This window comes from Terriglobia bacterium (genome assembly GCA_020072565.1).
Taxonomy (GTDB): Bacteria; Acidobacteriota; UBA6911; order UBA6911; family UBA6911; genus JAFNAG01.
Window position 1 is genome coordinate 1 of record JAIQGI010000091.1, and the last position, 13,711, is coordinate 13,711.

At 58.0% G+C, this 13,711-nt stretch carries 8 protein-coding genes; 4 read left to right on the plus strand and 4 right to left on the minus strand.

All coding sequences use genetic code 11. The features are described from left to right. The first annotated feature begins 480 nt into the window (after positions 1-480). Positions 481-1,713 carry an MFS transporter gene (locus LAP85_28240; protein MBZ5500302.1) on the plus strand — a complete coding sequence of 411 codons (1,233 nt, stop codon included), beginning with the start codon at positions 481-483 and terminating at the stop codon, positions 1,711-1,713. 23 nt (positions 1,714-1,736) lie between these two features. Here LAP85_28240 and LAP85_28245 read toward each other — a convergent pair whose 3' ends face one another. Both LAP85_28245 and LAP85_28250 read right to left on the minus strand, forming a co-directional pair. Continuing rightward, positions 1,737-2,504: a flavodoxin family protein gene (locus tag LAP85_28245; protein MBZ5500303.1), complete on the minus strand. Its 768-nt coding sequence runs from the start codon at positions 2,502-2,504 to the stop codon at positions 1,737-1,739. A gap of 595 nt (positions 2,505-3,099) precedes the next feature. Then, on the minus strand, positions 3,100-5,727 hold the full coding sequence (locus LAP85_28250) for a carboxypeptidase-like regulatory domain-containing protein (protein MBZ5500304.1): 2,628 nt from the start codon (positions 5,725-5,727) through the stop codon (positions 3,100-3,102). A 508-nt stretch (positions 5,728-6,235) separates the two neighbouring features. On the opposite strand from LAP85_28250, the gene LAP85_28255 reads away from it, so the two are divergent. After that, positions 6,236-6,862 (plus strand): hypothetical protein, encoded by a 627-nt coding sequence (locus LAP85_28255; GenBank protein ID MBZ5500305.1) that lies wholly within the window; start codon positions 6,236-6,238, stop codon positions 6,860-6,862. Between the two features lie 70 nt (positions 6,863-6,932). Further along, a complete protein-coding gene (locus tag LAP85_28260) occupies positions 6,933-7,457 on the plus strand; it encodes a hypothetical protein (protein ID MBZ5500306.1) in 525 nt (174 codons plus the stop codon). A 174-nt stretch (positions 7,458-7,631) separates the two neighbouring features. Here the strand turns inward: LAP85_28260 and LAP85_28265 are convergent, their stop codons facing one another. Both LAP85_28265 and LAP85_28270 read right to left on the minus strand, forming a co-directional pair. Then, the gene (locus LAP85_28265) at positions 7,632-8,243 is read right to left on the minus strand and encodes a class GN sortase (protein ID MBZ5500307.1); all 612 of its coding nucleotides are present in this window, start codon (positions 8,241-8,243) and stop codon (positions 7,632-7,634) included. Next, positions 8,240-10,336 carry a marine proteobacterial sortase target protein gene (locus tag LAP85_28270; protein ID MBZ5500308.1) on the minus strand — a complete coding sequence of 699 codons (2,097 nt, stop codon included), beginning with the start codon at positions 10,334-10,336 and terminating at the stop codon, positions 8,240-8,242. The genes LAP85_28265 and LAP85_28270 overlap by 4 nt, the downstream gene beginning before the upstream one ends. A gap of 485 nt (positions 10,337-10,821) precedes the next feature. Between LAP85_28270 and LAP85_28275 the strand changes: the two genes are divergently transcribed. Further along, a complete protein-coding gene (locus LAP85_28275) occupies positions 10,822-13,551 on the plus strand; it encodes a polysaccharide deacetylase family protein (protein ID MBZ5500309.1) in 2,730 nt (909 codons plus the stop codon). Positions 13,552-13,711 lie beyond the last annotated feature (160 nt).

Consider the following 13,711-nt stretch of genomic DNA (forward strand, 5'->3'; position numbering starts at 1 on the left):
TTTTGTGGTTTCTTTTGTTCACCTGGAATGTGCTCCTTTTGGTTGTATTAGTTATATGCTAATTCCTATTATAACCAATAACGAAGCACATTCCAGGGTTGTTTCAGCTTTTCTAGCAAAAAATCACACTGGTTTAGGGTCTAGGTTTACGGATTTCCGACCACAATCCTCGTCGACCCGGAGGGAAAGGTCGTCTCGATGGGCGGAAAGGATGAATTCAGAGGCGAGAATTTGGCAGCTACCCTTGAAAAGATGCTGCCTCAGAAGCGGCATTGAGGTAGGAGAGAGGGACAGTCATCGGTGTCCCCTACGTTGTTTTTGTGCGGGCGAGGTGGGACGCTGGACTCTCCCTCGCCGCCCCTCCTCTTTGAACCTGTTCACGAGGACTCCCTTCGAGAACTCGCAGGGGGCCATTTCAGTCACGGAGTCCACGACCTGCACGATAGCGGTTGCACGCACCTGAAACGATCGGTGGATCCGGTGGAAACCATCGCTGCCAAACAGGCAACAGCGCCGGGGAGTCCGCTGCGGCTTCCGCAGTTCCGCAATTTGTGGCTGGGGAGCACGGTCTCGATGCTCGGAGACCAGTTCTACCTCGTCGCCCTTCCATGGCTGGTTCTGCAGTTGACGAGCTCCAGTTTCGCGCTTGGCGTGATCATGATGACCGCGGCTGTCCCGCGGGCACTTCTCATGCTGATGGGGGGCGCGGTGAGCGACCGCTTCGCCCCGAGAAACGTCATGCTGGCCACCACTGCCGCCCGGACGCTGCTGGTGACGGCGGTGGCGTTCCTGACATGGACGCATTGGATCAACATCTATTACCTCTACTGCCTCGCGTTTGCATTCGGGACCGCCGATGCTTTTGGATTTCCCGCCAGTCAGGCGCTGTTGCCCCGGCTCGTGCAGACCGGGCAACTCACCGCCGCGAACTCGATGTTCTCCGGCAGCATGCAGGCCTGCAACCTGCTGGGGCCGGCCCCGGCTGGATTCGTCATCAAGATGTGGGGGCTCGCCGCCGCATTTTTCATCGACGCTGTCAGTTTCGTCTTTGCGATTGTGCCGCTGGCGCAGTTGCCCAAGCCGGAGCCGTCTCCTGATGCCCCGCCTGGCAGGCCGCCGATGCTGCGCTCCATAGCCGAAGGGCTTCGCTATGTCTGGCGTGATGGCGCGCTGCGCTCGCTCGTGATGCTTTTCGCGGGCATCAACCTGTGGGCACTCGGGCCTGTCATCGTGGGATTGCCCGTCCTCGCCAGGGTCCGGTTCGGGTCTTCCGCCGCCTTCGGCACCATGATGTCGTGCTTCGGCGGCGGGGCATTGGCAGGGATGATCTTGGCCGGTGCGCAGCGCACGCACCGCCGGCGCGGCCTGAGATTTCTCGGTTTCGTTTCCGCCGAAGCCGTCGGCATTACGGCCATCCCCTTCATCGAAAATTTTGCCGTGGTGGCTGTGGTTCTGACTTTGATCGGGGTGGCCGCCGGGCTGGCAAATGTTTCTATCACCGCGTGGATTCAGGGCTACGTCGACCGTGCGCTGATCGCCCGGGTGATGAGTGTGCTGATGTTCGCGGCTGTCGGACTGATGCCGGTGTCGCTCGTGCTCGCCGGCGCGGTCGCCGACCTGCATTTGCGCGCGATGTTTGTTGCGTCAGGCGCGCTCATGATACTGACGACTGCGGCTGCCGCGCTCCACCCGTCAACCCGCGCGATCGATTGAGGGTCTGCTGCCTTTGCCTCGGCCTATTTCTTCAGACTTCTCGCCGCGCTGTAGTCGAACAGGTGTCCGGCCGCCTTCTTGATCGGGTTCAAACGAACGGGATAGAAGTAGTCGGCTTCAAACCACCCTTGGTGCCGGTAGTACCTGTAGTCGCTCCAGGTTTCGTCCAGCATCAGCCGGATCTTGGTTCGACCCATCCTGAACATCATGAGGTGCAGGAGCGTCGGTGCCGGGAGCGACGGCCGCGACAGCCTGTCGTGAAACACCCTGCCGTGCGACGCGAGAATGCGTTCGTTGGTGCGTCGTTGCTTCTCCGGCATCGGCTCCAGCGAATTGACACAACTGCCCTTGACGACATTGAAACCGAGGGCGTCGCCCACGAAGTCAAGATATTCGACGGTCTTTGGTCCGCCGTAGATGGCCTCGACCACGATACTCGTGAAGGTCTTGCCGAAGAAGCGCGGACGATGGAACGCAAAGCCAAGCCTGTCCAGAAAGATCTTCATGATCGCGGAGACCTGGAACGAGTAGACCGGCGATGCGAACACCACCCCGTCAGACGCCATCATCTTGTCGAGGAGTACGTCACGGTCATCTTGGAATGGGCAGAGTTCCTCGCCCCTGTCGCAGCAGGCTTTGCACCCCCTGCACGTTTTCAGGTCGTAGTCACTCAGTACGACGATCTCGGAGTCGACTTCGCCGAGGGATTGCACGGCATCGAGAAACCGAAGAACGGAATTGTAGGTATGCCTCCTGCGAGCACTGGCGACGAATGCAGTGACTCTTTTCATCTGCAACCTCCTTTGCGGCTATCCCGGCCCGCGAAGGATCACCCGAGCGCTCCTGGCGAAGAGGCGGAATATCGGCCGCTATTCAAAGATAGGAACTTCTTCTACGGATTCTCCGCCGCATGCCCTCACGCGTAAACCATGAATCGCCATCAGCGGCATCCAAAACCCACGTTCCGCTCAGGTTCACTCCAGCTCCCGGACCGGCGCTGCCGATGGCTGAACGCCCACTGGTCCAATGAAAATCCTGATGCTTCTCAAAGCCGTCTGCCATTCGCATTCAAGGTCATTGTCGATTGAAAAAATTGGGCTCCCTCTCCAAAACCTGACAATAAGGACGGTAGAAAGCGTTTAGAACTTTGGGCAGATTGTAATGGATGTGGAGCCGTTCTGGATCAAAAAAGCGCCGAGTGAAAATAGGGTGACGTCCCACTGCTGTTCCCAGGACGATGGACGCGAAGACGCCAGGAATTTTCGAATATATAAGCTTTTTATGCCTCTCATTCCCGGCTCAATCCCGACCTTGCACTCGGCGTCTTCGAGTCTTATCGTCCGGCGGCGGGTGGTTTGATGCGTCCAACGAGGTGCATGCCGGCTGTCACTTCTTAGTGCTTTGGAATTTGATCACGCCCAGATCGAGCGGTGTATCGCTGCGGCCGCCTGTCATTTCGGAAATGACTACTTCCTTCGTGAAAGTCTCGACCGCAGGGCGGCTCCCAGGTGAAGCTCCCGCAGCATCCGGCCCTGCCGTGACCGACAGAGTGTACGTACCTGCGGGGATGTCCTCCGCGCGGAAGGAACCGTCATCCTCGAACTGGACAGCATATCGGCGTTCGGCTCTCATCTGCGCGAGGACATCCTCCCTCTCCGCCCAATCGCGATATGCCGCGGGATCCGTGGGCCTGGGGATGGCTTCGGCGGACAGCTTCAATGCGAGACTCATACTCCGTATTTTGAAGACCACGCTCTGGTCCGCGCCGATCGCGAAGATTCGGCCGATCACGGGCCGGCCTGTGCCGCCGATCTTGACCGAAGTCGTCTCCCCGGATTTCACTGACACGATCTCAGTTCGGCCGGAGCCCGCGGTTCCGACTATTTGGGAGACGCGATACTCTCCCGGAGGCAAAGTCGGATAGGTAAACTTGCCGTCGTTGTCCGTAACGGCATTGAACGATACACCCAGGGCCGGCGGGCGAAAGTTTGATTGGACTTTGCTCAGGAACATCCTCTGGCCGACGCCCGGTTTAGTGCCGATCATCAGGGTGCCTTCGACTCTTCCCCATGGTTGGAGAACGATGCGGGAGGAACTCGCCAGCTTTTCAAGTGCGATGGCCGCGAAGCCTTTTTCATGGGCTGCATAAATAGAATGAGCCTGAGCTACCGCACTTAATGAGAACCTGCCCGAACCGTCGGCAACCGCCGCAGACGTGAAAACATCCCGACTGCTGTTCGAGCATCGGATGGTCCGGATGCTGCTCATCATGGTTGGAAGAAGGGGCATATATGCCATCGTCAGATTCCCGCCGCAGAGGATGACGCTGGCGCCGTTTGCCGGATTGCCGTCGGGCAGAGTCACGGTACCGGTGTAACTTCCCCCGCGGACCATGGCTATTTCCACGTTGCGATTGCTTTCCTTGTCATCCACAACCTGGGAACCGTCTGGAATATATCCGTCGGCTTCCACCAATAGGATGTAGGAAGCGCCGGATCGAATGGGCACAGTCAATGTAAATTCCCCGTTCTTGCCGTCGATTGGGTTCGCGGGGAACGGCGCTAGACTGTTGACGGTGGAAACTTTGAAGCTCTCCAGCGGCATCCTGGTTTGTGAATCGACCACCTTCCCGATAACACTGACTTCAGCCAGCCTGGTCAAACGGATCTCGTGTTCTTTGGAGGAATCCAGGGTCATGGAACCTGGGGATTTATACCCTTCTGCATTGATATGATACGACAAGGGTTTGACAGGGGCTGAATCCCACAGGAATCTTCCGTCGGCATCCGACTTCCCTGTCCACGAAATCGGCTGATCAGCTCCTGCGGTTGACGTCTGGATGCTTGCGCCCGCAATCGGATTGCCCGCTTCTGTAACGACCCGCCCGCTGATAATCTCACCTTTCTTCAACCGGAACTCGATTTCCGGCATGTGCTGCGCAAGCTTGATTATCCGATATTCAGGGGCAAAACCTTTCGCCTGCACGGCAATTACAATTTCTCCTGGCTTCAGACTCCTGAAAACAAATTTCCCATCCGGTTCCGAGTTGGCCGTGGCCCTGGGCAGGTTGTAGGTCCCGTTGGGAGGATTCTTTTCGAATTGCTTTATTTCGGCAGCGCCGATCCCTCGGCCGGATTCGTCCATGACAGTTCCGGCGATCACTACGCCGCTTTGCATAACAAGGACAGCTTTCCCCGCTCTTAGATCGGTCATCGATGTCGACGCAAGCGGTCGAAGGACGGTCGAAGTGCTTATCGTCGGGGTTGAGGAAACCGCTTCAGTCGTGAATTGCGCCGTAGCATAGTCCTTGTGCTCGAGTGTGAGCCCGATTCTCTCAGGGTTCGGCAAGACTTCGCTTGCGGTCCATCGTCCCATGACATCAGTTCGCGTGGCCACCAATGTATCAAGCAGATCGCGACTGGACGGCTCGGAATTGGTCTGCAACACCATGTTGGAGGATGTAATGGAGAGCTTCACGTCCGCAATCGGCTTCCCGGTTTCATCGTGAACATACCCTCCGATGGAACTGCCCCGCTCGAGCTTGAAGGTATATTCCTCTGGATAGTCTTCGGCCTTGGAAAAAACCAGGCGCCGGGAAACATACGTCTCTGCCCGGACGACCACATTGATCGGCGGAGCAGGCACGTGGATCGAGCAGTTGCCGTCGCGGTCCGTACGGGCGGCGTCGGCAGGCTGCATCTCTCTTATGGCGGCATAGAGTCCGACAAAAAGCGCCGCATTCTCGATGGGCCGCCCCGTGGACGCTTCAACGACGTGGAAGAGAATCGACCGGCCCTGCGCGTCGAGAGGAGGCGGCGTAACCGGCAACGGCGCCGCGGGCACCGCCGCATTGGAGGGCGAAGGAACTGCGGCTTCTCTTCCCGCCGGTGCAGCCTGCTTTTGCTGCTGCTGGGCACGCTTCCGGATACCCGGCAAGAAAAACAATGCCAGAGCAATGAGAATCACAATGCCTGACCAGGTAAGCCTACGACCGGTAATCAATTTTTTGCCCATGATCCGCCTGAGCCTCCGCACAAAGGTTGAGATTCGACGAGATCAGCAACCGATACTCCTGCGACCGCATTTCCCGACGCGATCCGCGTTGCCCGCTGCCGGGCTTTGAGGCGGTTTTTGTGCTAATTATCTAGTATTAATAAGTTCGTGTCAATCGAAAACATGTCGAGTCGAATTGGGGACTGACAACGCTAACTTATGGAGCCACGCAAGATCTGCGATTTTGAAGTCCACAGAACTGGCCCTTACCGCCTAAAAACAGGCCCGAATTTTGGCTTTAACAACAGGAAATCTCGCTGCGCCCACAGTGATTGGCGATGCCGGTTTCTTAAATCCCCAAAACGACCTCAAATTTTGGCTGTAAGCCATGCCGGGAAGGCCTTAAATCGCATCAGTTGCCGGCGCTGCAATAGCTTATAGTCGTCAGTCCCCGTTTTGATCCGGTTCGACCCCGTTTTGCATTTGATTTTTCCTATTTTTTTCGAGGTTGCGGGTATAAAAAGATTCTATGGCATTGGACTACGTGCTGCTGGGCATCCTGTGGGCCCTCTATTGCGGCATTCACAGCGCGCTGATTTCGATTTCGGTTACAAGGTGGTCCAAGGCGGCACTTGCAGACGGTTACCGTTATTACCGACTGCTATTCAATGTTTTTTCGCTCGCCACGCTTGTCCCGCTGATCATGTATTCAAATGCAGCGCGGTTCAGCTCCCCGCCGCTGTTTGACTGGGGCGGATATTGGCAGATTTTGCGGTATTCTCTCGTCTCTCTGGCCATCGTATTGATTGTGGCGGGAGCCAGGCATTACAGCCTGCTCCAGTTCCTCGGAATCCTCCAGGTCAGGAAGGGATCGAAAAGCAGTGCCATGACCGGCAGCGGGAATCTCGATCAAACGGGGGTATTGGGGATTGTTCGACACCCCTGGTACGTAGCCGTTTTCATCCTTCTCTGGGCCAGTGATCTCAACAAGGCAGCAATCATCGTAAATTCGGTTCTTTCCGGATACCTTTTCATCGGGACCCTGCTGGAGGAACGTAAACTGGTCATCGAGTTCGGCCAGCAGTACAAGGACTATCAGGATCAGGTGTCGATGTTTTTCCCCCTGAAATGGCTGACTGCCAGGTGGTTTGTTTGAACTATCGTTCTGCATTGCCCCCGAAGTCGCTGGGGCTCGATTGAAGCGACAAGTAACCGAGGATGTGGACATGACGATTCTGATTCTTCTATTTACGTTATTTGGGATGTCTTTTTCGCAATCTGATGTAAAGGCCGACCGCCTGGCAGCTGTTCGGTTTTTCGTCGGGCAGTGGCACGGGACGGCGACGGGAGAACCAGGCAAGGGGACGGTAGTACGGGAATACCTGTTGGTTCTGGGAGGCAAATTCCTGCAGGGGAAAAATGTGTCGCACTGGGCGGCAACAGAGAAGACACCCACGGGGGAAATCCACGAAGATATGGGTTTCTTCAGCTTCGACAATGCACGGAAAACCGTCATCTATCGTCAGTTCCACATTGAGGGATTCGTGAACCAGTATGCCATGCAGCCCATCCAGGATCCTAAGACGCTGGTCTTCGTCTCTGAGGCGATTGAAAACATAGCACCGGGCTGGCGCGCAAAAGAGACTTATCATATCCTCGGCAACGACGAGTTTGAGGAAGTGTTCGAGCTCGCTGCCCCGGGAAAAGAGTTCGAAGTGTATTCCAAGTCCAGCCTCCGCCGAACAAAATGAGCAGACCGCGATGCCTCAGCGGAAAGACCAGAGCATAACCGCTCGCGACGGTGCTTTTTTGCAGGGGAGTCGGAGGTGGGCAAGGACAAGGCACGCGCCGAATATCAAACCGCCCTGACCCTGAACCCGAAGGATGAGGCAGCCAAGAAAGCCCTGGCGGCAGTCGGCCGCTGCTCACTCTGACGGGCGAGGGCCGCGAACTGATGCGGCTGGCGCGATCGGAGCGGCACGCACCACGTAGCGCTTCGGGGAACGCGGGCTTCGGCCGAAGGGGTAGCAGGTGACAAGTGTAAGCGCATCCTCAGACGTTGGGCCCAGCAAGGCAGCGTCCCGGGGCTGAACCACGCGGATCAGTTTCACCGTATAGCTCCGCTCATGCAGGCCGCCATGCGCGCCAAACCACTCGAGCTGAATCGCATCGCCTGGTTTGATCCCTTCAAGGGGTTCAAACCAACTTGTGCGATGGCCGGCCAGGACGAGGTTTCCCGGATCTCCCAGACCGGCCCCGTTGAGCAAGCGCGCCGGGCCGAAGGCCAGCGTACGTGGGGTCGCACCCTCCAGGACAATCTCATCGTAGCTCAGGCGCGGGATTCGCAACCGGGCAACCGGATGCGTGTCGGCCCACGGCCAGGGCGCGTGGGGCTTGCCCGACTGGATGCTCTGTTCCCATGCGTGGCGGACCAGGACGGCCGCCAGCCCGGCCTTCGCACGGAGGTACACTGCGCGGCCCGTGAGGCAGATTCCGGCGATGACGACCAGCATAGACATAAGCCGTATGGTCTTCACGATACTGCTCCCATTCTCACTCTGCGCAGGACAAAGAGCGCCACGATCCCCGCGCACAGGAGGGTAATACCGAGAGTTTCAAGAAATGCGTCGGCCGTTCCCGTGGTCGGAGCGCCGAAGACCTTGTCCATCTGCCAGCCGGCAGGCAACTCCGTAGGCACGAGGGCCGTGTTGGACTCGCCGCCCGGGTTTGCCACCACGCTCTCGACCGCAACCAGCGAAGTGAATCGCGTAACCAGACGATAGCGGATGGCATGGGAAATCACGCCGGCGCGAATCTCCTCCCGTCTCTCCCCATCTGTGTGTCGCCACTCATCCATCAGCTCCTCCACCCGCTGCCGCGCCCAGAGAGTCGTGATACCCGGATGGAAAGTGGCTTCCGAAGCGTCAAATGGGATCGTTGTCTCATAAGGCTCATTGCCCACGCGCGCGGACAGGTGCACAATCCCCGCTCGCCCTTTCGAAATACGCCCGAAGATCAGCAGAGGCTGGTGCAGGAAGAGGTCGGGTGGACGCTCGGGGTATACATCGGCCACATCCACACCCGCGAAGTTCAGCGTGATGTCGGTCAATACCGGGCTCTCGATGATCTCGAGGAGGCGTGTCATCTGGTCCTGAATCTCGCTGTCGTCGGCGATGTGCGTGAAACTTCCGCGCCCGAATTGCGCCATTTTGGTCGCCAGGAAGAGATTGGGCGCGCTGCCGATGGCAACCGTGTACAGGCGGGCATCGCCTAATTCAGACCGGAGCGCGGCAAGTATTTCCTCTTCATTGCCAAGATCGCCATCAGTCAGAAGAACGATGCGGCGCAGGTAACCCGGGCTCTTCGGTTTCTGCATCAGGTGACGCAGTGCGGGCAGCATCTCGGTGCCGCCGTCAGCCCGCAAGCCCTCCACATAGCCGCGCGCAACCGCCAGGTTCTCGGCGCCGGCCGGCAACGGTTGCGGCGCGATTTCACGATAACTGCTGCTGAAGGTGAGGATGTCGAAACAGTCGGAGGGCCGCAGTCTGTCCAGTGCCTGAAGTAAAGCGCCGCGGGCCTGCTGGATCGAGGTGCCCGCCATTGAGCCGGAGACATCGATCATATAGAGCATCTCCACCGGCATCGGCGCGGTGGCCGGCACCGTAGGCGGAAAAGCAGCCAGAAGGAAATGCACCTCGCCGGTATCCCTGCTGGGAGAAAAAAACATCGCCGCTGCAGGCATTGAGTTTTCCGCTTGCCGCACCTCGAGAACGAAATCTTTGTTGGGTATGGTGGCGCCGGCGGCGAGTTCCACATGCTGGCGGCCATCCGCCAGACGGCGAACACTTATCTCGTGGGAAACGGACTCGATGGATGCGGCCCAGAAACCGGGGTCGAGATCCACTGCGAGCGAGATGTCATGCCCGGACCGATTCTCGGGATTGCGAACGGCGGGAGTGATGCGCGAGGCGTCCGGCACCGCATCCGTATCGAGAGACCATCCGGTCCCGATATGGCCAGTGGCCTGCGTTCCGGGGATATAGCGCGGCCCTACCACCATGGGAAAAACCAGGCGCATGCGGCCATCCTCCCAGTGCAACGGTTCCACATAACACAGCCGGACATCTATGCGGTCGCCAGGCATGATATTGGCTACAGAAGTGGTAAAAATGTTGGGCCGCTCCTCTTCCACCAAGGCAGCACGATTTCCTTGAGCCTTCGCTGCTTCGTAAACGCGTTTGGCTTCCTCGCGTTCGCGGATCTCACTGCGAATCACTCGATTGCCGATGCGGATTTCCATGTCATACACGGCCGCGTCGTGGGGAAGTGGGAAAACATAGACTGCCTCGATAGGTTCAGGGCTGGAGTTTGCGTATTGCTGCGTCACCGTGACCGCTGCCACCAGGCCGCACGCGTCCAGAACGGCGTCGGTGTGAATCAGCGGCACCAATTCGTAGCGGCCCGCTACTGCTGACCGGTAGAGCAGGCACCCTTCGCCGGCCTGAGACGGGCCGTTGGCATCCTGTCCGGCGGATGCCCATCCGGCCATGACCGTGGTGACCGCCAGAAACGCCCAAATGAAGTGAAAACGTAACGAGATTCTGAACCAGTTCGCCGCAAGCCGTCTCATAGTTCCCTCCATGCATTCGACACCTGTTGGCCTGGATGATGCAAGGGGAGGGCCATGAGGGTCTGCCGGCAAAACTGCGGTGCAAGTGTCTGATTTTTTGCGAGTTAACACAACAGTCTCGAATTAGCCGGGCAGGAGCGGTTGTGTCAGGTTGCACACGATTGTGGCACGGTTGCCACAGGTTCCCCAAAACCCGATCGCATTCAGTGTTCATGTCACCGAACATTCAAGAGCGGCCACGACCGAACACTTGATAACCGGCCACGGCCCCAGCTCGACAGGCCAATGCGGCAACAACTGGGCCCTACTAAGTTTTTCTCACTCCGGCATTGCACTTCACTCAAGATGGAGCTGTAACAAACGCTTGAACAATGATCCGGCCCTTTTCTTCCGGATCAGTGAAGGCTGGCCGCAAAAGGACACGGAACTCCGCTAACCCGAGGTTTGATAACTGTGCTATCTTAGCCCTCCATATGGAGACGTCGATGGGAATGCACAAGAGGAGTTCTTGCGGTTTACTCCTTCTCCTGGTAGTCGTTTTGTTTGGTTGGGCGGTTTCCTGCAAGCGTGAACCGGCGCCGAGTTCCGCCACCACTTCCCTGCAAAAGCCCGAGGCTCCAAAATCAGATCCATCCACCGAACGCCTGTCTCAAATCGTCGCCGCCTACCAGAAAGTTATTGTCCTCCTGGAAAGCGAGGAGACGATGGGGGCGGAGGAACGATCCAGGGCGACAACCGCGGGTGAGGTCATTTACCACGAAAATCACCAGCGACTCATGGACATCGGTGAACAGTTCGGCCAGGAGCTGGAGGCCATGTCCGCCGCCGGATTTTCGAATGCACCGCCGAATCTCAATCGCTTCCTGGACTATCTCGAACGATCACCTGAACTGCATGACGCGGACAAACTTGTGTTTCGCGAGGTCGTCGAGGATGCATCCTCGGCTCTTCACGGAATGAAAACCGATGCCGCCATTCCCGCGGCGCTGCGGGCGCGACTCGACGACGACCTCAAGTCCTTGCAGGAAATCCAATCGCTGTACGACAAGGAGTTGGAACGGATTATCGGCAGATTCCACAGGCGCGGAATGGTCGTGCGCCGGGAAGCTTGGGATGCGTACCTCGCGTATCTCAAGACCCGCTACAGCCGCGCCCGGATCCTTCAGGAGTATGCATCCGCGATCCAGAACATCGCCGCGTCCAGGAACGGACGCGACAGCGCACTGGTCACCTACGGCAAGAGCCTTCCCCCCAAGACCCTCATACTGACTTTCGACGACGGGCCCCATTTGCCCTATACGGATCGCATCCTCGAGATCCTCAACAAATTTCAGGTCAAATCGATTTTTTTTGAACTGGGCGAGAATCTCGGATCCAGGAATAAGAACACCGCCAAGCCCAGCAAGGCGGCTCTGGCCAGCCAGCACGTCCTGGATTCAGGCTCCGTCCTGGCGAACCACAGCTATTCCCATCCACTGATGACGAAACTGAGCGATCAGGAGATCGCGGACGAACTCGAGCGCACCAACCGCGCCCTGCAATACGTGGCGCAGTCGCGCCCGGTCCTCTTCAGGCCGCCGTACGGCGCAACCAATGCAAAGCTGATGGCTGCCTTGCAGGCGCGTCAGATGAAAGCTGTACTCTGGGACATCGACTCGGAGGATTGGGCCGATCCAATCCCCAAGTCCATCGCAAATCGCGTGCTGAGCTCGGTCGACAGTGAAGGCCGGGGCATCATCCTGTTTCACGATATCCACGAGCGCACCGTCGAGGCCCTGCCGGAAGTCCTTTCGGCACTGCAAACCGAAGGATACCAGTTTGCATCCTGGGATGGCCGCGACTTTGTGGTCCCTCCTCCCGAGGCTTCGAGGGGAATTACCGGCAGTGTCCAGGAAACGGCGCCTCCACCCATCTACCGCGAAAGCTGGGCTGTGCTGATCGGCATCGACGACTACCGTTCCTGGCCGAAACTCCGTTATGCGGCGCGCGATGCCGCCGGCATGAAGGATTTGCTGATTCAAAAATACAAATTCAAGCCGGAGTGTATTACCACGCTGCTCGACACCGATGCGACGCGGAACAGAATCCTGACCGAGTTGGGTGACGCGATGGCCAATCCGGAAAAGGTCAAAAAGGAAGATCGCGTCTTCATTTTCTTTGCCGGTCACGGCGCCACGCGCCGGCTGCCTTCGGGAAGGGATCTCGGCTACATTGTCCCCTATGACGCGGATCTGCAGAATTACCAGGGCCAAGCCATATCGATGACCAACTTCCAGGACATTTCGGAATCGATTCCGGCACGACATGTCGTCTTTGTCATGGATGCATGCTATAGCGGGCTGGCGCTGACGCGAGGAGTTCCGGGTCTCACCGGGAACTACTTCACCGAGATGTCCCGCCGAACCGCGCGCCAGATGCTGACAGCCGGCGGCGCCGACGAGCAGGTGGCGGACACCGGCCCGAACGGACATTCGGTGTTTACGTGGACATTGATGCAGGGGCTGGAGGGGCGGGCCGACCTGAACGGCGATGGATTCATCACGGTATCCGAGCTGGCTTCGTATGCCGGACCCATTGTTTCCTCCCTGTCGCATCAGACCCCCGCTTTCGGCAACCTCGCCGGCAGCGAGGGGGGCGAGTTCCTTTTCGAACTCAGGCATGAGAACGAATTTCTCAGCGGGCTTTCGACACAGCTGGACGAAGAGGCGATCCAGTTGAACGGAGAGCTCGACCGGATCCGCGAAGAAATCGCCAGCAAACGTGCGCGCAATCAGAAGTTGCAGCACGAAGTTGCCTCGGCTCGATCCGACCTGCATAAGCTGGAGGCGCCGCCGAAAGCCAAGGCGGGACGGACGGAAACGTCGAGCAGCCACAATGATCTCGGTCTGTCACTCTTCAAAGAGAAGAAGTACGAGAGCGCCTTGCAAGAGTTTGCGGAAGCTGCTCGCATGAATCCCTCGAATGTGCAGGCGATCAACAACGCGGGCTTCGTGTGCTACAAGCTCGGCAAGTTTGTGGAGTCGACGCAATGGCTCGAAAAGACCATCGCTCTGGATCCGAACCGCGCCATCGCTTACGTAAACCTGGGCGATGCCTACGTCGCGCTGAATCGCAAGGAGGACGCGAGGCGGTCCTATGAAAGCTGCATCAAGCTCGCACCCAATACGGTGTTCTCCCAAAGCGCGAGCACCAAGCTGGCCGCGCTGAACAAGTAGTTTCTGCAGAATGGCCTGTGGTTTGCCTTGACCGGCCAATCTCTGCTCATTTTTCCGCTGGGAAGAGTGCTTCGAGCTCGGCGGTCACCTTGAGGAGGCGGTTGGCAAGACGCTCGATTTTACGCCGCAGTTTTCCTTCGGGAAGTTGACGACGATACAT

Bases quoted from the DNA above. Each gene is read 5' to 3' on its own strand.
- LAP85_28245 (MBZ5500303.1), bottom strand. From the start codon at position 2,504: ATGAAAAGAGTCACTGCATTCGTCGCCAGTGCTCGCAGGAGGCATACC.
- LAP85_28250 (MBZ5500304.1), bottom strand. From the start codon at position 5,727: ATGGGCAAAAAATTGATTACCGGTCGTAGGCTTACCTGGTCAGGCATT.
- LAP85_28255 (MBZ5500305.1), top strand. From the start codon at position 6,236: ATGGCATTGGACTACGTGCTGCTGGGCATCCTGTGGGCCCTCTATTGC.
- LAP85_28260 (MBZ5500306.1), top strand. From the start codon at position 6,933: ATGACGATTCTGATTCTTCTATTTACGTTATTTGGGATGTCTTTTTCG.
- LAP85_28270 (MBZ5500308.1), bottom strand. From the start codon at position 10,336: ATGAGACGGCTTGCGGCGAACTGGTTCAGAATCTCGTTACGTTTTCAC.
- LAP85_28275 (MBZ5500309.1), top strand. From the start codon at position 10,822: ATGGGAATGCACAAGAGGAGTTCTTGCGGTTTACTCCTTCTCCTGGTA.